The following is a 23343-nucleotide window of genomic DNA, read 5'->3' as shown; positions in this document are numbered from 1 at the left end:
AATCTACTTACGCAAAAAAAGGCCAGCACTTTTGCTGGCCTTTTTCACTGTGTAAAACGATACCCTACTCCCCAAATTGTCTCGATATATGATTTATCGAATGGATCGAGTTCAATTTTGTGACGAATATTTTTCACATGTACAGCAACCGTTGCTGCATCACCAATTACATCCATCCCCCATACAGTTTCAAAGAGACGATCTTTACTAAATACTTGATTTGGATGTTCTGCCATACAAGTTAATAAATCAAATTCTTTTCCTGTTAACATGACCTCAGTTCCATTTACAAATACACGTCGGGCCGATTTATCAATAAACAATCCTCGAATACGAATTTCATCTTTTATTAGTTCTCGTTTTCCTGTTAAACGATCATAACGAGCTAGATGAGCATTTACACGTGCCACCATTTCACTCGGGCTAAACGGTTTTATAATATAATCATCTGCTCCAAAACCTAACCCTTTAATTTTATCGATTTCCTCTTGTTTTGCGGACACCATAAGTATTGGTATGTCCTTTTCCAATCGAACTTGTTTACAAATTTCATATCCATCTATTCCTGGTAACATTATGTCTAAAATTAACAAGTCATAATCCTCCAGAAGAACTCTTTGTAAACCTTTTTCGCCAGAGTAATCAATATCTACTGTATATCCAGCAACCTCTAAATAATCCTTTTCTAACTCTGCTATAATAGCTTCATCTTCAATAATTAAAATTCTTTTCAAGATGCTCTCCTTTTTCTAATTGATTTTTTGTAATGTAAATGCCAGCGTCGTTCCTTTACCTTTTTTGCTTTCGACCCAAATATCACCACCATGTTGTGTGATAATCTGATGTGCAATTGACAAACCAAGTCCGCTTCCACCTGTTTTAGAATTTCTAGAATGATCTGCACGATAAAACCTTTCAAATATATGAGGCAACGCCTTCTCTTCTATTCCTACCCCATTATCTTTTATGTAAATCGTTACATAATCAATAGATTCAGTCATGCGAATTCCTATATATCCCTTTTCTTTATCCATATACTTCACACTATTCCAAATGATATTTGTAATAACACGACGTAATTTTTCACGATCACCTTTTACCAAAATAGAAGTATCCTTTTGAGCATCCCATCTCACTGCAATTCCCTTATCTTGTAATTCAAGCTGTAGTTCTTCTATGCAATCAGATAAGTATTGATTAATTTCAACCTCTTCAAATTGAAACGGTTCCTCTTTTAAATCAAGTTTTGAAAAGAGAAAAAGCTCGTCAATTAATTGATCCATATCAAACACTTTATGATAAATAATCGTTAAATATTTATCTAATTGTTCTGGAGTTCGAGCGATACCCTCTTTAATTCCTTGTACATAACCTTTAATAGCCGTTATTGGCGTCCGTAAATCATGAGAAATATTTGAAAGCAACTCTTTACGATTTTTTTCATATTGCATTTGCAACTCGACCGATTCCTTCAACCTGCCACGCATCTCTTCAAACGATAAACTTAATTCACCTATTTCATCTTTCGCAAGTGGCTTTACTTGAAAATCTAAATCACCCTTTTGAATTCTTTCCGTTGCCTGCTTTAATGAATGCAATGGTTTAATAATACTCCGTGATATAAAATATGTTAATATTCCATTCGTAATAATTAACCCAAGTATTAAAGAGAATACGAAATACGGGAAAAATTCTCTAATCATTTCTTCTAAAGGATTTACATACTCAAATACAAAAATACTAACCTTATCCTTCTCTTCATCGTAGTAATCAAATTGCTTATAGTAAAAAGAATTACCCTCTATTTTCACATCCATTCCCTTTCTTTGTCCTTCCGTTTCAAATGCGGGTAGGTATTTATCAAACGAAGAGATTTTAAAATATGGGGATGAATATGTAAGCTCATCATTTTTTCGAATTAGTAATCCTGCTTGATTATCGTTTAATTCTTTATCAGTTTCCTTTAAAAAATTTATATCCTCCAATTTATCTGGAGCATACGATGAAAGAATTTTCAACCTACTAAAAATATCATCTTCATCTTCTTTTGTACGAATAGCTCCCTCCTGCTCTTTATCAATGAGAGAATGACTATTTTGATTAAGACCAATAATTGCTTTTGCAATACGAATATCACCAAATAAAGTAACACTAATTAACATAACTGCTATACCGCAAAAAACGATTGGAATAATTACCATCGCAACATACGACAACAGCAATCTAATACGGATTGACATTACAGAACTCCTATGAACATTATAATTTTAGCTTGTTACAGAATTCACCGGAAACGAAACTTGACTCATCCAAATACCAGCTAATAATACGAGTATAGCTAGAACAATTTCTAAGAGCAATAAACGGCGATTAACTGTTCCAATATCGTTACCCCATGTTTTCGTTTGTCTCCATGCTACAATTGTAATTATACATACAGTAAGAATCTTTATATTTAAAAGGTTCGTCCATATTGAATTAAAATTAAAAAGTACCCAATTCCTTGTCTGTAAAAACACAATTAATTCCCCAGAAAGAAATGCTAGAATAAATGAAATACCAGCAATACTACTAAAATGTTTACGGAAACGCTTTTGATCAAATGTAATTTTGTATAACGTTGTCCACGCTATAACAAGAGCTAAATAAATAAGTGCTCCTAGCCACACTGCAATACTCATAACATGGACCATTCTCATTATAACTGCTGCCCAATTTGGATTAGTAATCCATACATGACCTGTGAAAGAAAGACTCGCAACAAGAAATCCCCAAACTAGCGCATACCATTCGTTCCCCATATGCTGTAAAGACATAAGAACTAATAATAGCAGTTGAATCATAATAATAACTGAAAATGGCGAATGAATAAGTAAACTTCCCTTCGGAATAACTGACTTATATACTATTAATTCGGCTATTAATCCTACTACAAGTATAGAGAAGAAAATCTTTTTCATATTCTTCATTCTTTGCAATATGGAAGGTAATCTATATCGTTTTACAAACATATCGAGCCACTTTACTCCTGCTCCAATTAAAATCATTCCCTCTACAATATAGCGTAGTGTTACTATCATAACATCTGAAAATACTGAGCCACTCGCATTTCCCTCTACCACTACATTAGTTTGTAATTCTTCTCCAATTGAAAAGGGATAGCCTCCCTCACTCAGATGTCCGTCTGCAGAAATCATAGACCACCTTACTGTGTAAGTACCATTATTTAAGTTTGGTAATTTCACTTTTATTTTTGTTGGGTTATCTAATATTTCAACCTTTGATACTTGCACTCTCTTTGCACTTGGATCTAGCAGTTCAATATTGACTACATTTCCTGTAACTGGTTCACTAAATTCAAGAATAATCTGTTCCGGTTGTACTGTAAGAACTTCGCCCTCCTTAGGAGTGGCTCCTACAACACTTGTATGAGCAAATACACTACTATGAGAAAATAAAAATATACTTACACTTGTTACAATAAATACTATCATTCTATAAAGCATGAAAACCTCCGTATTATTATTCTGGATGATTACCTGAGTGATCTCCGGTAGAAAATGGAGTGGTTACCCCTTCATAGTTCATCATCGTATGCATTCCTTTTTCCGCATGAACGAGATGATGACAATGAACCATCCATAGTCCACTATTATTTGCCTCTAAAGCAATTTCATATTCTTCTCCCGGAAAAACATTAACTGTATCTAAGTAAATCGGACTTCCCTCCATTGGTTTACCATTTTTAGAAATAACCTGGAATGTATGTCCATGCAAATGCATTGGATGAATTTCTTCTCCCTTATTTTTAAAGCGAATCTTAACTTTATCTCCTTTCTCTACTTTAATGGGTGGAATATCAGGTGATGTCTTTCCATTAATCGTATACACCCATTTTTCTTGTCCATTTACATCTTTCACACCTTCTGCCAAATCCATATCATAGACCTTTGTAAACTTTGAATCTATCGTAAACTTGCCAACTTCTTTTTCTCCATATTTCGTAAAGTCAAACCATGGATAACTCTTTATATCAATAGGTTTTTTCGGCAAAGAACCGTTCCCAATAGTCGCCGTTAACATTCGATTCATTTTCTTAGATGGATCCACATTAATAAGTTTTACACTCGTTGTTTCCGGCATTTTAAAAACAAGGTCATAACGTTGTGCAGCTCCCATCGGAAAAATTGCTTTATCTAGCTCGTCCCCACCTTTTATATCACGACCATCTAATGCGATAATTTGAAATGGCACCCCAACTAATGTCATTAAATGCGTATTATTCCCAGCATTAATTAAGCGAAGGCGTACTGTTTCACCTGGTTTTGCATCCAATCGTAGTCCCTCACTTGTATCATTTAATGTAAATACATCGTAATCATCTCCATCAGATAAATCTTTGAGTTGATCATTACTTGGTATCATAAGCGGTCCTTCTAAAGTTTGTGCCTTTTCATTTCGAATATAATTGCTAGGGTAGCTATCCCAATCTTTATCTTGTTCGCCATTATGCTTACCGGTTTTTATGGCTCCTGTTTTCCATTCATGGATCGCCACTGTATAATCCTTTTCATATTTTACAGCTGGTTTATTCGGTTCAATAACAATTGTTCCAAATAGTCCCCGCTCCGTTTGTTTTGCACTTTTTTGATGTGAATGATACCAATATGTCCCCACCTGATCAGCATTAAATGCGTATGTATATGTTTCACCTGGTTTTATAGCATTTTGCGTAACACCTGGAACACCGTCTACCGCCGCAGGAACATCTAATCCATGCCAATGGATTGTAACAGGTTCTGGCAATTCATTTTTCAAATTTACAACAATACGTTCACCTTGTTTAACTCGAATTTGAGTACCCGGTGATGTTCCATCAAAGGTCCATGCATCTACCTTTTTCCCATCTCCCAAATCTAAACTTGCTACTTTCGCCGTAATATTAAAAGTTTTTGTAACCCTTTTTTTGGCATCTGAATTAGCAATAGATGTAATTGATTCTGAAGTAGATGTTGCATCTGTTAACTTCTTTTTTTCATTTGTACCTGGGTAATTATTTATTAAAAAATATCCAAAAATAACCAAACCTAATAGTAAGCATGCCGCAATCAATATATTTCTTAAATCGCTTTGTATAAATTCCTTTTTCATATTAGTCTCTCTTTCATTTTTTGTTGTAAACTATTAATTTTCATACGTGGATTCATTGCCTATCACCTCACATCTTCACTTCGATTTACATCATAACACTCAGAAAAAAAGAAACTTTGAAGGAATTTTAAAGACTTTATAAAGAAATATATTTCAATTTTTCTTTACTTCTAAATCTTTTTTATTGCGCAATAAAAAAGATTGTATAATACTATATAAAACATATACATTTAGGAGGATTACAACAATGTCCGAAAAAACATACGAACTCGCAACCTTCGCAGGCGGTTGCTTTTGGTGCATGGTAAAGCCATTTGATGAACTTCCTGGTATTCATAAAGTACTTTCTGGCTATGCAGGTGGTCATGTAGAAAACCCAACATATGAACAAGTAAAAGCTGGTACATCTGGTCATTTAGAAGTTGTACAAATTACATTCGATCCTTCTATTTTTCCATATGAAAAATTACTAAATTTATATTGGCCACAAATCGATCCAACTGATGATGGCGGACAATTCTTTGACCGCGGTCCCTCTTATCGCACTGCTATTTTTTATCATAACGAAACGCAAAAAGAGCTTGCTGAAAAATCAAAACAAGCTCTTGCAGAAAGCGGTATGTTTAAAGAGCCAATCGTAACTGAAATTCGCCTGGCTGCACCTTTTTATGAGGCTGAAGAATACCATCAACATTTTTATAAAAAAAATCCGGAGAAATATTCTACTGAGCAAAAAGAATCTGGCCGTGAAGACTTTATAAAAGAAAATTGGCAAAAAAAATAATAAAAGTGCATCGTACCTTTTAAGTACGATGCATTTTTATCTTTGAAAAAAGTACCATGCAATAATGAGAACAACCGCTGTCAATGTCCAAAGTGCGATTTCATTTTTCACTCTACTCTTTTTCTTATTCATTTCCTCTCCTCCTAATAGCAATACAACATATTCAAGATTTCCTCTATTTAATTGTCCACCTTATATACGTAAATACATCCTTACAAATTCTTATAACAAGACCACCAATAATCCCGATTGCAATTGAAATTACTAACGTCTGTCCAAAACTAAAAGTAGTTGTGTATGTTATGTAGAGAACAACGCATACAAGTAAAATATCCGGTAAAGAAAGCAAAAACTTTTTAAGCATTTCTTCAGCTCTCCTATGTCTTATTTATCTCTTCTACTGTAGCTTTGAAATAAAGCTTGTTTAAAAATTCTATTTAGACACTCATTTTACGCAAAAAGAATAAGAACCCCTTTTGAAAAGAGATTCTTATTCATCAAATGCAAATTTGATTATTTTCTACATATCCTTTACTATAATTACTCCTAAAATAGAATAATATTACTAATGATTTGTTGTACATTAACTATTTGCCAGGCAATCGGATGTTGCGCCAACTACCTACATCGCATTGACCGTATGTATTATCACCTACCGCTACCACCGTGCCATCTAATTTAAGACCGACCGTATGCGCACAACCAGCTGCTACCGCTACAATATCGCGCCAATCACTTACATTACATTGACCATACTCATTCCAGCCGACTGCCACCACGGTACCGTCTGATTTAAGTCCGATTGTATGATTCGTACCAGCTGCTATTGCCATAATATCTTTCCAGCTGCCTACATCGCATTGGCCATGTTTATTATTCCCCACTACCATCACTTTGCCATCCGATTTCAAACCAACAGTATGAAGATAACCTGCCGCCAACTCCACAATACCACTCCATTCGCTTACATTGCATTGGCCATATCGATTATTCCCCACTGCCGTCACTGAGCCGTCCAATTTAAGACCGACTGTATGCCAGTCACCCGCCGTGACCGCCACAATATCACGCCAGCTGCTTACATCGCGTTCTCCTTCTTCATTTCGACCCACTGCTATTACTGTGCCATCCGGTTTAAGGCCAATGGTACGACGCCATCCTGCCGCAACCGATACAATATTATGCCAGTCATTCACATCACATTGATCATGCTTATTCCACCCCACCGCTTCCACAGTAGTATCACTTTTCAGAGCGATTGTATGAGCATTACCCGTGTTCGTCGCCATATGAACATTACCCGCTGCGACTGCTTCAATATCACACCAGCTGCTTACATTGCATTCTCCTTCTTTATTTCGCCCCACTGCCACAACTGTGCCATCCGATTTAAGAGCAACTGTATGACCACGACCTGCCGCTATCGTACCTTTAGGCCACCGTTTCACTTTTAATATCTCTTCGTAATTCATGTTTTACCTCCTTGCATATAAGCAACTGTATCCAAATAGATATTTTTATCTAATTTCATTATAAATGACCCGACTTTTTTTATAAATTTACAGCTACAAAAGAAGCCTATTATTACTTCTTCAAAAAATAAAAACCTCCAGTTTCAATACTAGAGGTTTTTTCTTTATTTCTTCAATCGTTCAATAAAATCGTTCAATTTATCAAGTGATTTCATATTCTGATTACAAGCTACACCATCTTTGCAAATATAGTTTCCCTTTTTAACGAAAGTTCCTTGTACATCACCTTTAATTTCAACTAAAAACATCCCTACTTCTTCATGTCCATGACATAATGAACAAATGCTCTTTTTATTTAAACTTTGGAACGTTCCTTGCAGACCAACAAACTTATTTTTATCATTTTTCGCTATAATAAATTTCCTGCTTGACCCTTTATCAATCCAGCTTAAATAAGATAATTCTTTCATGTCCAGTTCTTCCATATCAGGAAGTTTTAACTTTTTCGCTTTAGGAAATAATTTTTTTAATGTTTGCGCTGTAACTTCCTGAAACGGAATGACATACGGATTTATTTTCATTAAAAACGATTCTGCATCTTCTCTATTTTGAACTGTTAATACCGTATCAATTAACTCGTTCTGTTCATCCGTTAAATTCTCAAATACATGTATTATCTTTTCAATCGCTAGTGATTTTAACGCTTGAATTACACCTCTATCATTTGCCGTTGCATGCCCATTTGCTAAAATATAAGCTTGTGACTTTATAAAATTGTATTGATCACTTCTAATAAAAGCTTCCATCTTTATCACTCCATACAAATTGTTGATCTAGTCTTATTGTATACAATGATTCAGCTTTTTGATATGTAAAAGATAACTTAGAAATAAACATTACATACTCTGACTATGTTCTACCTAGGCATTTCCTGACAAAAGAAACCATCATCTGTTTTCCATTCTGCATATAATACATCTTCAAATTTAGTAATCCCTTTTTGCTTTATTTGTTTATAAAGCCATCCTTCATCAAAACCTGCTTCCCTCAAATTATCCTTAACTACTTTCCCATCACTAATTAATGAAATAGGTAAGTAAACAGGCTTATGTTTTAAACTCAAGTCATTTATAGTGGGAGATTCATATTTACTTTTTTTCAATACACTTATGTTTCCGTTAGGTTCCAATATCATATATTCAACTTCTCGAATTGAAAAAATATCTTTTTGTTGCCTAAGCATTTGTTGTAATTGGTTAATATCCAAATGATTCGATTTTAATTGCTCTCTGTCAATATGCCCATTACGAATGATAATAGAAGGGTATCCTTCAAAAAACTTTCTTGTCCTTCTAAATTTTTGTGTTATTACTTCTATTGCGTAAATTAAAAGTACCCATACAAAAACAGCGTATAAAATAGACCATACTCTCACCTCAGGATCATATACAGTGTTTCCAACTAGTTCTCCGATTACAATGGCAGAAATAAAATCAAAAGGTGTTAGCTGCGATATTTGTGTTTTCCCTAATATTTTAGTAGCAATTAATAAAACAAAAAAACCAACAAAAAGTTCTATCGTTATTTGCCCCAGATGATTCATAAACGTTCACCTTTCTGTAATATGTAATATAGCGTTTTTATTTCTATTCACATTTCTATACGATACAATTGTGATTCATTTTTTTCTATTATCATGCCCATTCACACCCTATATATCCAATACATACAAAGCAAAAAGAGTCTAGTTCAAAATAATCTTTGAACTAGACTCTTTTATCTTCATTTAGAGTACACAATCTTTTTAATCGTTTCTCCGGAAAGAAAATGCTCCTCCGCAAGTTGATGAATGGAAATTCCGCTTTTAAACGCTTCTTTAATTGCTTCATTTCTTTCATCTAGTTGTTTTCTTCCTCCAGATCGTGTACCCCATTTATAATGTTTCGTTTCTTGTTTTGGAATGTAAATTGTTTCACCTTGTATATACTTTTGAATTTCAGTAATTAAACTTTCTGGTAAAACCGTCGCAGCTTTAACGTATTTCATTTCTGCTCGCCCCTTATTTTTTATGGTTCATTTCAATAAGGTGCAAAGCCAAATATAAAAAATGATACGAGCTCATTTAGGCGATTGTATATTACTTGTCTACCTCACGCAAAGTATCGCCATTTCCATACTTGGCTTTGCATGAGACGCTGCAGTGTCTGGCAATTGAATTATAATCGCCATATAAACACCTCCTAATATACCTTTTGTATTTTATTATATGATAAATTCCTTCCCCTTGCATCCACATCCTTTTTTAAGCATGAAATTACTTAGTTTGATATAATACTTTTTAGTCCAATCAAAAAGTATAGTGAGGTTGCGTTATGAAGAAAAAAATAATCATTACAATCGTTACATTATTCATTATTACTGTAGCATTATTTGGAACATACAAATTGATGAACGCAAGAAGTTTTCAATTGTTTGGAGATGTAACAAACCGAGTAGAAACAAATGAAAAAGTGATTGCTTTAACTTTTGATGATGGTCCTACTAACAATGTAAAACAAATATTACCACTATTAGATAAGTACAATGCGAAAGCTACTTTCTTTTTAATTGGAAATGAGTTAGAGAAAAATCTATCGTTAGGAGAAGCTATCGTACAATCTGGGCACCAAGTTGGAAACCATACATATTCTCATAATAGAATGGTTTTTAAAACACCTTCTTTTATTAAAGAAGAAATAGAAAAAACGAATTCATTCATCCGCCAAACGGGATTTACAGACACAATTGACTTTAGACCACCTAACGGGAAAAAGCTAATTGGTCTGCCCTATTATTTAAATAAAAACAATATCGAAACAATCACATGGGACCTTGAACCTGATACTTTTTATAAATCTGCTGCTGATAAAATTGAGTATGTTAATAAAAATGTAAAACCAGGTTCTATCATTTTACTGCACTCTATGTACGATGAGTCTAATGAAAATTTACAGACCATTGAAGGTATTTTAGACTCATTATCTAAGAAGGGCTATCAGTTCGTAACAGTAAACGAACTGCAAAAAAGAGCAAAATAAAAAGTAGCGTATCATAGAGCGATACGCTACCTTTCTTTTTAAATAATGCCAAGTACATTTAAGAATACGATAATTATCGCAATTGGTGCGATAAAGCGAAGTAAGAATAACCATAATACGAACAGTTTATAGCCTTTATTTTTACTTACACCAAGTTCTTTCATTAATACATCTTTCTTCATTTTTAAAGGAACAAAGATGGAAACTAATAAAACACCAAGTGGCATTAGTACGTTACTCACTGCATAATCCGCTAAATCAAAGATTGTCTTTCCGAAAATCTTCAGATCACTTAATATACCAAATGATAATGCTGATGGTACTCCAACAACGAAGATTAATAACCCTACGATTAAGGCCGTTTTTTCACGTTTGCCTTTACCTTTTGATGTTAACGACGCAACACTAATTTCTAGCATAGAAATAGCAGATGTAATCGTTGCGAAGAAGAACAGCAATAAGAAAATAACGAAGAACACTTTTCCGAACGCCATTTTACTGAAAATAGCAGGTAATACGATAAATAATAATCCTGGTCCTTGAGATGGTTCTAATCCAAATGCAAATACAACTGGGAAAATTGCAAGTCCGGCAAGTAATGTAATTACTAATGTTAAAGCTACGATAGAAAATGCTGAACGCGGTAAACTTTCTTCCTTCGGTAAGTATGAACTATATGTTACCATTACTGCTACACCGACCGATAATGAGAAGAACGATTGACCCATCGCATATAAAATAACTTCTGATGTTACATGTGAGAAATCAGGTTGTAAGAAGAAACGAACTCCTTCTCCCGCGCCGTCTAATGTAAGAGCACGAACAATTAATACAAAGAATAAAACGAATAGCGCTGGCATGAAATATTTATTTACTTTTTCAACACCGTTTTGTACGCCTTTACTTACGATAAAAATAGTAATAAGAATGAATAATAACTGTGCTCCTACTGCTAAATAAGGATTGGAAATGATTTCACCAAACGTAGCTTCGTATGCGCCATTTCCTTCCCATAGTCTACCTGTAATTGCATTCCATAAGTATAATAAAATCCATCCCCCTACAACACTGTAGAAAGAAAGTAATATGAAACAAGTTACAATCCCTAATTTCCCTAACCATGGCCATAATGTTTTTGGTGCGATTTCTCTATATGCATCAACAGCCTCTTTTTGTGTACTTCTTCCGATAACGAATTCAGCTAATAATAGCGGTAAACCAATTAATAATGTGAAACCGATGAAAATAAGGAAGAACGCCCCGCCTCCTCCGATGCCGGCCATATATGGGAATTTCCAAATCGCCCCAAGGCCAATTGCTGAACCTGCTGCAGCTAATACGAAACCTAATTTCGATGTCCATTGCTGTGAATTCATTTATTATTCTCCTCTCTATCTCTTTTTCTTTGTTACAATTCGATATTTATATTGTTCTATCCATACTCTTTTCTAATACGTTCACTTCCTCCCTACTAATAAAAAACGCCCCTACGTAAATACGTAGGGACGACAAAAATATCGCGGTACCACCCTAGTTATGAAGATACACCAAAGTTAGGACCTAAATAAAAAACGTCCCTACGCAAATACGTAGGGACGATAAATTATCGCGGTACCACCCTAGTTATGAAGCCACACCAAAGTTAGGACCTAAATAAAAAACGTCCCTACGTAAATACGTAGGGACGATAAATATCGCGGTACCACCCTAGTTGTGAAACAATCTTCACCACTTTATTTGATAACGGTATAAACTACCGTCTTTCATTTCCTCATAATGTGAGATTTATGAAAGATGCTCCAGGACGAACTTCATGAATAATCTATATACTGATTCACACCAACCATCAGCTCTCTGAAATAGGGAGATATTCACTACTATACCCTTTCATTGCCCAAATATTATTTTCCGAATTGATTACTATCATTTTTATCATACATTAAAAATAGTGTCAACTTATATTTTGAATTTTTATGTATTACATTCTATTTAAAAATGTAAAATATGACTTTTAAATGAATAATATTAGAATATTTATGTTCCATACTATATTAACTACTCTAACAGGTTTATAGTAGTATACGATGAATGCAAGACAGCACGAGTAGGAGGAAAGAATTTTGTCTACTTCAAAAGTTTTAAAAGGTACTGCTTTATTAAGTGGTGCGACAATGATATCACGTATATTAGGTTTTATATACTTCTTCCCTTTTCAATTATTAGTCGGAACACAAGGGGTCGCTTTATATGGATATGCATACTCTTGGTACGGTATTTTATTAAGCTTCTCAACTGCCGGTATTCCTATTGCCGTTTCTAAATTTGTTGCAAAACATAATGCGCTCGGTGATTATAGTACAAGCAAAAAATTATACAACTCAAGCGTAAAATTAATGCTGTTTATGGGCTTTTTAGGGTTTTTAACTTTATTTATTGGAGCACCGTACATATCACAATTTATTATTCGCTCAAAAACGCCAGATCCACAATTTATCGCTGACGTAACACTTACGATGCGAGCATTAAGTTTCGCACTTATTATCGTACCAGCTATGAGTGTTACACGTGGTTATTTCCAAGGTTTTCAACATATGAAACCAAGTGCCGTTTCTCAAGTCGTAGAACAAATTGCGCGCGTTGTTTTCATTTTAGTTGGTAGTTTTATCGTCTCAAAACTATTAGGAGGTTCAATCGCCTCTTCTGTTGCAGTTGCTACGTTTGGCGCTGTTATCGGGGCACTTGCCAGCGTTTCGATTTTAATGCTGTACTGGAAAAAATATAATAGATTAAAGCCTCCCGAAGGAGAATTAAAGTCAAGAGCATCGAATATCCCATTAAAAAATATTTATATGGAATTACTTCGATATGCAATCCCAATTGTATTTGTCGGCATTGCAATTCCGCTCTATACGTTAGTAGATCAATATACTGTAGCTGATGTCCTTAGAGCTATGGGAGAGCCGTTAGAAACAGCGAATGCAGTGTTCGCTTATATAACGAACTATGCCCAAAAGTTAATTATGATTCCAGCTTCACTTGCAACTGGATTCTCATTAACGATCATTCCAGCAATAACGAAATCTTATACAAGCGGGAAACTAGAAGAATTACAAGAACAAATTTCAAAGATATTTCAAGTCTTATTATTCTTCACTATCCCAGCTGCATTCGGTCTTGCTAGCATCGCTTACGATGCATTCCGCATGGTTTATGTAGACCCTAAAATTGCACTTGATGGATCACAGTATTTAATTTCATTTGCACCTTCTGCTATATTAAGTGCTATTTTCACAGTTTCAGCAGCTATATTACAAGGAATCGATTATCAAAGAAAAACGATGATCGCTTTCTCAGTCGGTATTCTCGTTAAAGTTTTAGTAAATACACCGCTCTTACATTTATTTGGCGGACACGGTGCTGTACTTGGAACAATTCTTGGATACCTCGTTTCCAATGTTATTATGTTGTACTGCATCATTAAGTTTGCGAAATTTAAAATTGGTGAGACAGCAAAAACAGTACTTCTTATTACAATTTACTCCGCTGCAATGTCTGCTGTTGTAATTGCATTAAAAGCGATTTTAAAATGGATGATTCCTGGACAATCCTATATGGAATCACTTCTCATTGTCTTTATATGCGGCGCTGTAGGAGGGATTGTTTATCTTTTATTCGTCCTAACGAGCGGACTTGCTTCACATATTCTCGGTGATAGACTTCACCGATTACCCATACTAGGTAAATTAGTCAAATAAAAAGAAGGGAGGTAACTCATTGTTACATCCCTTCTTTTTTACTTCGCATATTGTATACGTTTTTGTTGTTCAGTAATATGTAATTCTGGAGCATGTTGTTCTACTAAATGTAATAGCTCTTCAATTAACACTTCTAACTCCTGTACACTATACTCCGGTTTCCCTATTAACGTATTTGCCATACGCTCGTATAGATTTTTAGGCTTAATAATCATTCGTTCCACATTATGTGGCATCCATTTAAATGCCGGGTGATGTACATACATTTTATTCAAACCAAATAAGACCCCAAATATATTTCTTTGCACTTCACAAATAACATCATATAACATAAGCCAGTCTTTTCGTTTTAAAAGCGCCTCTCGATTATGCCAGCGATTGCTTAACCAAAGATTTTCTGAAATCATCCGTTTCGCTAGGTCTTCTGGATATGCCACCACTCTATCTTTTAATTCATGTACTTTCTCTTCTCCATACAAACTAACACCATCATGAACGGATGATACGATACATTGTTTTTCATAACTTATATCATATTGATCCACCACATCCGAAATCACTTTCTCTACTGTTTCAGTTAAAAAGTTACTAATCTCTAATTTAATTCCCTCTTTTGTCAAATACGTTTCCGACCATTCTTCTTCCTCGTAAGGATAATATGACAAAATTGTTCCACCAATATGATTAATAGGCTCTTTACGATCCTCGTCCTCTGGTGGCATTGACCATAAAATATGTAATTCTATATCTGAATGTTCATCTTCTAGTTTTCTAGCTACTGAACCCGCTAAAATAATAGTCTCTACTTTCGGATTTCTCCTATAAATCTCCGACATTTCTATTGCTTTCTCTTTTAATCCCACTTCATTTCCCCCTATAATTGCAGTACACAGTTACCTTTTCATTTATCTATTTCGATATTATGCATTGTATTCCCTTTTCAATGTCCCACTAAATCATATTTCTATCCAATAACGCTGAACAATTTCCCCAGTATGAACAGAAACTACTTCATCTTCTAACATACCGCCAACCTTTTGAATCGTTTTAGCCGAAGCGATATTAACTTTATCGCAAGTTATTAACACTTTCTGTAACCCTAACTTTTGTGCTTCATCTAATGCAAGTTGTAGTTGTTTCGTAGCGTAACCTTGACGACGTTTATTTGGATGTACACTATATCCAATATGACCACTTTCCCGCAATAATTCTGAGTTTAGTCGATGTCTAATATTCACAAAACCTATAAGTTCCCCCTTTTCAAAACTTAAAAATTGACTAGACGGTACTCGATTACCTTGTAAGTTTTCTCCTAGTTCCTGTCTACTCACTTTTTCAAACCAATTATCGAGAGAATCAAAATTTTGTAAAGAACTACTACCATGTGGTTTTTCATCCGTATGTAAAAATGCCTCCCGATACTCTATAATTTGTTCGCTATATTCATTTGCTGGTTTTAATAGTTTCATTTTCATTCTCCCCCTCTTTACAACCTAAAACAAACAGCTTAATCGTGACAATTTCACGATTAAGCTGTTTCTATCAATTTCATTCAAATAATCCCATACTCAAATACCGTTCTCCCGTATCAGGTGCAATACATAAAACTTTTTTACCAGCGCCTAATCGTTTTGCTATCATAATCGCTGCGTAAACAGAAGCTCCAGAAGATGGTCCAACTAATAACCCCTCTTGTCTTGCTAAGTTTCTCATTGTCGTTAAAGCCTCTTCGTCTGCAATTTGAATAATTTCGTTATACACTTCTGTATTTAAGTTTTTTGGGATAAATCCTGGACTTGTTCCTACTAGCTTATGAGGACCTGGAACACCGCCTGATAAAACGGGAGATCCTTTCGGTTCTACTACTGCAATATATAAGTTTGGTAGCTTCTCTTTTAACGTTTCCCCAGTCCCTGTAATAGTTCCACCAGTTCCTGCCGTTGCAACAAATGCATCAAGCTCCCCATCCATTTGTTCATAAATTTCAAGTGCAGTCGTATAACGATGAATATTCGGGTTTGCTGGATTTTCAAATTGTTGCGGAATAAAACTATTTGGTATTTGCTTTTGCAGTTCTAACGCCTTCGCAATCGCTCCTGGCATTCTTTGTTCTGCCGGTGTTAAAACTACTTCTGCTCCATATGCTTTCAATAAATTTATACGCTCTTTTGACATATTGTCTGGCATAATTAAAATCGCTTTATACCCTTTCGCAGCTGCATTCATCGCTAAACCTATTCCTGTATTACCACTTGTTGGCTCAATAATTGTATCTCCTGGTTTGATAAGACCATTCTCTTCTGCAACGTGCAGTAAATTATAGGCAGCACGGTCTTTCACACTGCGTGATGGATTAAACATTTCTAGTTTTACATACACATCTGCTGCGTCTTCTGGAATAAATTTAGATAATCGGACGACAGGTGTATCTCCTATTAATTCTGTAACATTTTCACATAATTTCATAGTGCATCCCCTATTCTATCGTTTTCTTATCACTTGGTAATAACCAAGAAGTAAGTCCAATTAATGGTAGACAACTACATAGTAACATAATGAATTGTAGACTATATATGTCAGCCAATTTCCCAAGGACTACAGAACCTAAAGCGCCGAGTCCAAACGCAAGCCCTACAATTAATCCAGATACCATCCCTACTTTTCCAGGAACAAGCTCTTGCGCATAAACAACAATTACACTAAAACTACTTGAACTAATAAAACCAATACATAAAAATAGCGGTACGACCCATACGAGCGAAACGTGAGGTAATAAAAGTGCAAGTGGGGCTGAACCAAGCATTGAAAATACAATAATTGTTTTCTTTCCAAATCGATCTGCTAACGGTCCACCAAAGAAAGTTCCTAATACACCGGCAATCATAAATGCGAATACGAAATACTGGGCATTTTTTATAGATAAACCGTAATGCTCAATTAAGTAAAATTGATAAAAATTCCCAATACCAGCACCGTACCAAGAACGTACAAAAGTAAGAAAAACAAGAAGTATAATAACAAATTTAATATGTGTACTTACTATCGCATTTTCAGCCTCAAGCGCAGCCCTCTTCTTTCTTCTTACAGCACCAGTAGCTAATTCATTCCTATACCAATTTGATACGAAAATTAATAATACAATTCCTACCGCTGCAAAAGCTGTAAAACCTAAAGAGCCAATTTGGCCGAGTGGAACGAAAATTAACGCTGTAAAAATAGGAGCTAGGGAATTCCCTGTATTTCCTCCCACTTGATAAATTGCTTGTGCTAAACCTCGTTTTGCCCCTGCCGCCATATAAGCAACACGAGCACCTTCTGGATGGAAGACTGCGGAACCTAATCCGATAAATAAAACAGAAATAATAACAATAATAAAGTTCGGTGCAAATGCAAGTCCAATCATCCCAAGCATACTCGAAAACATACCGAGCGGTAATAAAAATGGTGACGGCTTCTTATCAGAATACATACCAAAAACCGGCTGCATAATCGATGACGTCATATTTAACGCAAACGCAATCCACCCTACTTGCATATAGGATAAATTCATCGTTTTTTCCAAAATAGGAAACAATGCCGGCACAACTGCTTGCATCGAGTCATTTAAAAAGTGACCGAAACTAATCGCAAATAGTATTCGATATATCGTCGGTGTTTCTATTGTATTTTTTTTCGAAACTGCCTGCATATATGAATCTCTCCTTCCTGTACAAAATATATATTTATTACAGCAGGTGTAATAAAGTAAGACTTTAATCTTGATAAATTCTGACTTTTGAAACATTTCTATTCTATACTGGTTTCATTTCTTTTTCCAGAAATATCACTTCTTAAATAATATATTTTTTCTATACGTTTTATCGGATTTATTTATAGAAATTTTCTATATTTTCTTTTATAATAGGACGGAGATGAATGGAAGGATGACAACTATGAAGAAAAAAACAAAAGGAATCGTTGCACTCTCAATCACATTATCTATGTTTTTAACAGCATGTGGTCAAAAACAAGAGGCAACAACTACCGGAGAAAAGAAAAAAGAATCTTCAAAACAAGTATTAAACATTGTAGAAGCTGGGGAAATTTCTACACTTGATTCATCTATCGCAACTGATGGGTTTTCTTACGCTGCATTAAACAACGTAATGGAGGGATTATATATGCCTGGTCCTGACAATAAACCTGTTCCTGCGGCAGCTGAATCATACAAACTGAGCGAAGACGGAAAAACATATACATTCACATTACACGATTCAAAATGGTCAAATGGTGATCCAGTGACTGCTCATGATTTTGAATACGCATGGAAACGTGCTATAAACCCAGAAACTGCTTCTGAATACGCACATATTATGTTCGATATTAAAAACGCTGAAAAAATAAATAAAAAAGAATTACCAATTGATTCATTTGGTGTAAAGGCGATTGATAATAAAACGCTTGAAGTACAGTTAGAACACCCTGTTCCATACTTTTTAGGGTTAATGGGATTTGCAACATTTTATCCTCAAAACAAAAAAGTTTTAGAAGCGCAAGGGAAAAATTACGGACTTGAAGCTGCAAATGTAGTTTATAACGGGCCGTTTCAATTAAGTGAATGGAAACATGATACAAGTTATAAAATGTCAAAAAACCCGAACTACTGGGATAATAAAAATGTGAAGTTAAGTGAAATTAATGTAAATATCGTAAAAGATACTTCCACAGCCGTTAATTTATTTGAAAGCAAACAAGTAGACCGAATTACGATTAATTCAGAGTTTGTTGATAAATATCAAAAAGATCCGAGCTTAAAGAAAATGGAACGTCCTTCTATGACATTTTTCCGATTTAGCCAAAAGAATCCTTTATTAGCAAACAAGAATGCTCGAAAAGCTATTTCGCTCGCTTTTGATAAACAAGGAATCGCAACAACGATTTTAAATAATGGTTCTATACCTGCGAATGCATTTGTTCCGAAAGGATTCGTAAAAGGACCTGATAATAAAGATTTTCGCAGTACAAGTAATGTAAAAGTAGAAACAAATGTGAAAGAAGCTAAAACACTATGGGAAACTGCAAAAAAAGAAACAAACTTACAAAACGCTTCACTTTCAATCATAACAACTGATGAGTCTAACGATAAAAAAATTAGCGAGTTTTTAAAAGGTGAATTGGAGAAAAACTTACCTGGCTTAAAAATCACATTACAGCCCCTTCCAGTAAAAGCATTTTTAGATCGTGAAGGAAATGGTGACTATGAAATTTCACTTTCTACATGGGGACCAGATTATCCTGATCCTACAACATTCTTAAATATGTTTGTCACTGGCGGACCGTTTAATAAGATGAGCTATTCAAACAAACAATACGACGAATTAATTGAGAAAACGAGCTCTACTTTAGCAACTGATTTACCAACACGTTGGAAAGCGTTCCAAGATGCAGAGAAAATTTTACTGGAAGATGATGCAGCTATCGCTCCAATCTTCCAATCAGGCCTGGTATATTTAGAACGTCCAACAGTAAAAGATGTTGTCATTCGTCCATTTGCAGGAATTTATTCTTATAAGTGGGCCTCTATTACAGAATAAGAAAAAGGCGATCCTAACATATATTAGGATCGCCTTCTTTATTAAATTGCAAAACGCTTATACTTTTCGTAATCACTCGTCTTACATTCTACTTCTAGTTTTGTACCTTCGTTTTCATAACTTGTAGATAAAACGTGCGCATGATTATTGAAATAAGAAACTACCTGCCCTTGATCATACGGAATTAACATTTCACACTTCGTATACTCTTTATAGATGTGTGAGCGAATCATTTCTACAAGTTCTTCAATTCCAACATGTTTCTTCGCTGATAAATAAACGCGGTCTTCTTGCACTTTCGGAATTTCAACATCTACCATATCTGATTTATTATAAGCATAGATTGTTGGAATATTTTCTACTCCAATTTTCTTTAACGTTTCATTTGTAATATCAATTAACTGTTCATAATTTGGATTTGCGTAATCTACAACATGAATAAGTAAGTCTGCTTCCGCTACCTCTTCCAATGTTGAACGGAATGCTTTTACAAGATGATGCGGTAATTTACTTACAAACCCAACAGTATCTGTTAATAAGAATGATTTGTTATCTGGCAAATCAATATTTCGTACAGATGTTTCTAACGTCGCGAATAACATATCTTTTTCAAATACTTGTTTTTCTTCTGTACCATTATAAATTTCAAGCATCGCATTCATCGTCGTTGACTTTCCTGCGTTCGTATAACCTACTAATGCTACAACTGGTACTTCATTTTTCTTACGTTGCTTTCGCTGTGTTTGACGCTGCGCAACAAGTGCTTCTAGATCTTTATTTAAAACTGAAATCTGTTCTTCAATTTTACGACGATCTAACTCTAATTTCTTCTCACCGACACCTTTATTTTTCGTGCCAACTCCGCCGCTCTGTCTCCCTAACGATTCACGAAGACCTATTAAACGAGGCATCATATACTGAAGGTGCGCTACCTCTACTTGCAACTGCGCTTCTTTCGTTTTCGCACGTTGCGCAAAAATATCTAAAATTAATATGGTACGGTCAATTACTTTGCAATCTAAATCCGCTTCTAAATTTCGAATTTGAGAAGGAGATAATTCGTCGTTAAAGATTACCATATTCGCATCTACTTCATTTACATAAGCTGCTACTTCTTCGATTTTTCCTTTTCCAATATAATGGGATGGATTTACTCGTTGTAAATTTTGCGTCACTTGCCCAATTACCTCTACATCACAAGCTTCTGCAAGATTTGTTAGCTCTTCCATTGAATATGCAAAATCATCTTCATTACCTAAATTTACTCCAACTAAAACTGCTCTTTGTAATAATTCTTCCATATATTTATTCCTCCATTTCGATTACGTAAAATAAAAAACACAGGTTACTGCCTGTGTTTTCGTAAACGGATAAGGGTTCACCAAAGAAATAGAAGAAAGTTATACTTTCATCCTATCTCATAGTCAAAAAGTCCCATGATCATATACGCATCCACAATAAGTGTTCACCTATACGATCCCATTCTATTTATAAAGGCAAAACAAAAAGAGGGCGTATTCGTCCCTCCCTCTTTTTCACATATAAGCTTAATAAAGGGTTCCTTTAAAATAGGCAGACCAATCCCGTTCACTCTGCACACAGACAGAGCCTTTGAGCGCTATTCAATTATTTGCACAAAGTATTGAGACGTAATCTGATTAAGATCAAAGGAAGCCCCTCCGTTCATTTTAAGTTACATAAAGTGTAGCATAAGTAATTCGCTTTCACAAGATTAAACCACCTATAGAAACAGAAAGAAAATCCTTATATATTTACTTTAATCGTCATTTTTTGCGCGTTCTTCTTACACTAAAAATCACAAGAGCTACTATTAGTAACAGGCCTATAGAAAGGGTAACAACTTGCCACCAACTGAAACCGCTGACCATCTTCCCTTTTAAATCGACTTTCTTCGTCGGAATAGACTCTTTTGCAATTTGACTTAAAGCCACTTTGTCCGCCCCTGCCTCATCTAATCTCTTCGTTCCACTACAACTATGTGTGTGTAATTGTTTTTCTGATCCTCTTTGAGAATAATATACTAAATACTCTCCTCCTTCTACAAAGTGAAATACACAATCACCACCATTTGTATATACAATAATTTGCGAAAAAGTTGTCCCTTTCCAAATTTTCTTCACTTCAAATAATACTTCAATCCCAACCCCTTCTTTCCTTCCAACCTCAATTACCTTCCCCTCAAATACTACATCGTTTTTTTGAAATGCATCTTCTGCTGATACGTTAATACAATCACAAGCATAAGATTTCCCTGAAAAAATAATAAGAATAAAGCTACAAATAATGACAACAGGCAATATATACAAAATTCTTTTCAAAGAGCCCAACTCTCTTCATTATCAATTTAAAAACTTATCGTATATTATTTTTTACAACACTCACCAAATTCCTTCATAGTAAATTAAGCATTCTAGTTTCAATACAATAAAAGTCTTTATTGACATTTTTATAACCTGATATTAGTATCAAGTTATAAAAATAAGTTAGGAGATGTTCCTATGCATTCTAAATCTCGTATTACTGCAATCGGTACTTATGTTCCAGATCAAATATTGTCTAATAACGATTTAGAAAAAATGATCAATACGAATGATGAATGGATTGTACAAAGAACAGGAATGAAGGAAAGAAGAATCGCTAGCGAAGAAGAATACTCCTCACACTTAGCCATTAAAGCAATCGAAAATTTATGTACAACATTTAAAAAGAACTTAGAAGATATCGACTGTATCATAGTCGCTACAACAACCGCTGACTATGTATTTCCTAGTGTCGCGTGTCAAATACAACAATATTTCAACATACCTCATACAATAGCATTTGATTTAAATGCGACTTGCGCTGGTTTCACATATGGACTACACGTAGCTAATAGCTTAATCACTTCTGGATCACATAAAAAAATACTTGTCGTAGCGTCAGAGACATTATCAAAAGTTACTGATTACACCGATAGAACGACTTGTATTCTGTTCGGTGATGGCGCTGGAGCTATTTTATTAGAAAAAGATGAAAACAAACCAAGCTTTATCGCTTCTCACATGGGAACAAACGGTGACGGCGGCATTCACCTATACAGAACAAACTTATCTACTACTATGAATGACACACCACTGCAAACAAATGAAAAAATCGTGCAAAACGGAAGAGAAGTATATAAATGGGCAACACGCACGGTACCAGCAGGTATAAAAGAACTATTACATACCGCACATATGCAAATAGATGATATAGACTGGTTCGTACCTCACAGTGTTAACTTACGAATGATTGAATCTATTTGTGAGAAAACCGAAATTCCAATTTCAAAAACTTTGATGAGTGTAAAATACATGGGGAATACATCTTCAGCTTCTATTCCACTTGCTCTAGATTTAGCTAGAAAAGAAGGAAAATTAAATAATGGAGACACACTTTTACTGTACGGATTTGGTGGTGGCCTCACACATTTAGGTCTTATTGTGGAGTGGGATTTAAGTTAAAAGTATGAAAAGAGGTTCTAGTCAGTAA

21 protein-coding genes and 1 other annotated feature are annotated in these 23343 nt (G+C 34.8%); of the genes, 5 read left to right on the top strand and 16 right to left on the bottom strand.

Annotation, left to right across the window (positions count from 1 at the left end; all coding sequences use genetic code 11):
* Window positions 1–44 precede the first annotated feature (44 nt).
* From JDS82_RS05340 to JDS82_RS05325, 4 genes are read right to left on the bottom strand one after another with little or no spacing between them, the layout of a single operon-like run.
* Entirely contained in the window at window positions 45–734 is a 690-nt protein-coding gene (locus JDS82_RS05340) for a response regulator transcription factor (RefSeq protein WP_000821644.1), read from the bottom strand.
* A gap of 15 nt (window positions 735–749) precedes the next feature.
* A complete protein-coding gene (locus JDS82_RS05335; protein ID WP_048561165.1) occupies window positions 750–2240 on the bottom strand; it encodes a sensor histidine kinase in 1491 nt (496 codons plus the stop codon).
* A 27-nt stretch (window positions 2241–2267) separates the two neighbouring features.
* Window positions 2268–3506 (bottom strand): copper resistance CopC/CopD family protein, encoded by a 1239-nt coding sequence (locus JDS82_RS05330; RefSeq protein WP_199712827.1) that lies wholly within the window; start codon window positions 3504–3506, stop codon window positions 2268–2270.
* A 16-nt stretch (window positions 3507–3522) separates the two neighbouring features.
* The gene (locus JDS82_RS05325; RefSeq protein WP_199712826.1) at window positions 3523–5151 is read right to left on the bottom strand and encodes a multicopper oxidase family protein; all 1629 of its coding nucleotides are present in this window, start codon (window positions 5149–5151) and stop codon (window positions 3523–3525) included.
* Between the two features lie 247 nt (window positions 5152–5398).
* On the opposite strand from JDS82_RS05325, the gene msrA reads away from it, so the two are divergent.
* On the top strand, window positions 5399–5935 hold the full coding sequence (msrA, locus tag JDS82_RS05320; RefSeq protein WP_199712825.1) for a peptide-methionine (S)-S-oxide reductase MsrA: 537 nt from the start codon (window positions 5399–5401) through the stop codon (window positions 5933–5935).
* A gap of 175 nt (window positions 5936–6110) precedes the next feature.
* Here the strand turns inward: msrA and JDS82_RS05315 are convergent, their stop codons facing one another.
* From JDS82_RS05315 to JDS82_RS05295, 5 genes are all read right to left on the bottom strand, one after another.
* Entirely contained in the window at window positions 6111–6299 is a 189-nt protein-coding gene (locus tag JDS82_RS05315) for a hypothetical protein (protein ID WP_199712824.1), read from the bottom strand.
* Window positions 6300–6522: 223 nt separating this feature from the next.
* Window positions 6523–7407: an RCC1 domain-containing protein gene (locus tag JDS82_RS05310; protein ID WP_199712823.1), complete on the bottom strand. Its 885-nt coding sequence runs from the start codon at window positions 7405–7407 to the stop codon at window positions 6523–6525.
* A gap of 164 nt (window positions 7408–7571) precedes the next feature.
* A complete protein-coding gene (locus tag JDS82_RS05305) occupies window positions 7572–8213 on the bottom strand; it encodes a FusB/FusC family EF-G-binding protein (RefSeq protein ID WP_048561171.1) in 642 nt (213 codons plus the stop codon).
* A gap of 110 nt (window positions 8214–8323) precedes the next feature.
* Window positions 8324–9010 (bottom strand): DUF421 domain-containing protein, encoded by a 687-nt coding sequence (locus JDS82_RS05300; protein ID WP_097815276.1) that lies wholly within the window; start codon window positions 9008–9010, stop codon window positions 8324–8326.
* A 179-nt stretch (window positions 9011–9189) separates the two neighbouring features.
* Window positions 9190–9453, bottom strand: a complete 264-nt coding sequence (locus JDS82_RS05295; protein ID WP_097815275.1) for a CD3324 family protein — start codon at window positions 9451–9453, stop codon at window positions 9190–9192.
* Between the two features lie 326 nt (window positions 9454–9779).
* On the opposite strand from JDS82_RS05295, the gene JDS82_RS05290 reads away from it, so the two are divergent.
* Window positions 9780–10484: a polysaccharide deacetylase family protein gene (locus tag JDS82_RS05290; RefSeq protein WP_199712822.1), complete on the top strand. Its 705-nt coding sequence runs from the start codon at window positions 9780–9782 to the stop codon at window positions 10482–10484.
* Window positions 10485–10522: 38 nt separating this feature from the next.
* Here the strand turns inward: JDS82_RS05290 and JDS82_RS05285 are convergent, their stop codons facing one another.
* Complete coding sequence (locus JDS82_RS05285) at window positions 10523–11860, bottom strand: sodium-dependent transporter (RefSeq protein WP_001088179.1); 1338 nt, start codon at window positions 11858–11860, stop codon at window positions 10523–10525.
* A 301-nt stretch (window positions 11861–12161) separates the two neighbouring features.
* Window positions 12162–12384, bottom strand: a binding site (T-box leader).
* A 220-nt stretch (window positions 12385–12604) separates the two neighbouring features.
* On the opposite strand from JDS82_RS05285, the gene JDS82_RS05280 reads away from it, so the two are divergent.
* Window positions 12605–14239 carry a putative polysaccharide biosynthesis protein gene (locus tag JDS82_RS05280; RefSeq protein ID WP_199712821.1) on the top strand — a complete coding sequence of 545 codons (1635 nt, stop codon included), beginning with the start codon at window positions 12605–12607 and terminating at the stop codon, window positions 14237–14239.
* Window positions 14240–14277: 38 nt separating this feature from the next.
* Here JDS82_RS05280 and JDS82_RS05275 read toward each other — a convergent pair whose 3' ends face one another.
* The 4 genes from JDS82_RS05275 to JDS82_RS05260 form a co-directional block, all read right to left on the bottom strand.
* Window positions 14278–15102, bottom strand: coding sequence for a DUF4037 domain-containing protein (locus JDS82_RS05275; protein ID WP_199712820.1), 825 nt, complete (start codon window positions 15100–15102; stop codon window positions 14278–14280).
* 93 nt (window positions 15103–15195) lie between these two features.
* A complete protein-coding gene (locus tag JDS82_RS05270) occupies window positions 15196–15708 on the bottom strand; it encodes a GNAT family N-acetyltransferase (RefSeq protein ID WP_000771265.1) in 513 nt (170 codons plus the stop codon).
* 79 nt (window positions 15709–15787) lie between these two features.
* A complete protein-coding gene (gene cysK / locus JDS82_RS05265) occupies window positions 15788–16705 on the bottom strand; it encodes a cysteine synthase A (RefSeq protein WP_000762271.1) in 918 nt (305 codons plus the stop codon).
* Window positions 16706–16715: 10 nt separating this feature from the next.
* Window positions 16716–17927: an MFS transporter gene (locus JDS82_RS05260; RefSeq protein ID WP_061673186.1), complete on the bottom strand. Its 1212-nt coding sequence runs from the start codon at window positions 17925–17927 to the stop codon at window positions 16716–16718.
* 244 nt (window positions 17928–18171) lie between these two features.
* On the opposite strand from JDS82_RS05260, the gene JDS82_RS05255 reads away from it, so the two are divergent.
* Window positions 18172–19812 carry a peptide ABC transporter substrate-binding protein gene (locus JDS82_RS05255; RefSeq protein WP_199712819.1) on the top strand — a complete coding sequence of 547 codons (1641 nt, stop codon included), beginning with the start codon at window positions 18172–18174 and terminating at the stop codon, window positions 19810–19812.
* A gap of 41 nt (window positions 19813–19853) precedes the next feature.
* Here the strand turns inward: JDS82_RS05255 and hflX are convergent, their stop codons facing one another.
* Window positions 19854–21113, bottom strand: a complete 1260-nt coding sequence (hflX, locus tag JDS82_RS05250; protein WP_061673188.1) for a GTPase HflX — start codon at window positions 21111–21113, stop codon at window positions 19854–19856.
* A 483-nt stretch (window positions 21114–21596) separates the two neighbouring features.
* Window positions 21597–22151 (bottom strand): cobalamin biosynthesis protein CbiN, encoded by a 555-nt coding sequence (locus tag JDS82_RS05245; RefSeq protein ID WP_199712818.1) that lies wholly within the window; start codon window positions 22149–22151, stop codon window positions 21597–21599.
* 180 nt (window positions 22152–22331) lie between these two features.
* Between JDS82_RS05245 and JDS82_RS05240 the strand changes: the two genes are divergently transcribed.
* A complete protein-coding gene (locus tag JDS82_RS05240; RefSeq protein ID WP_064056731.1) occupies window positions 22332–23315 on the top strand; it encodes a ketoacyl-ACP synthase III in 984 nt (327 codons plus the stop codon).
* Window positions 23316–23343: the final 28 nt, after the last annotated feature.

It is taken from the genome of Bacillus cereus group sp. N14, assembly GCF_016483555.1.
In the GTDB taxonomy this organism is placed as follows: Bacteria; Bacillota; Bacilli; order Bacillales; family Bacillaceae_G; genus Bacillus_A; species Bacillus_A wiedmannii.
Note: the sequence above shows the minus strand (reverse complement) of the source record. Positions and strands in the feature narration are given on the sequence as shown.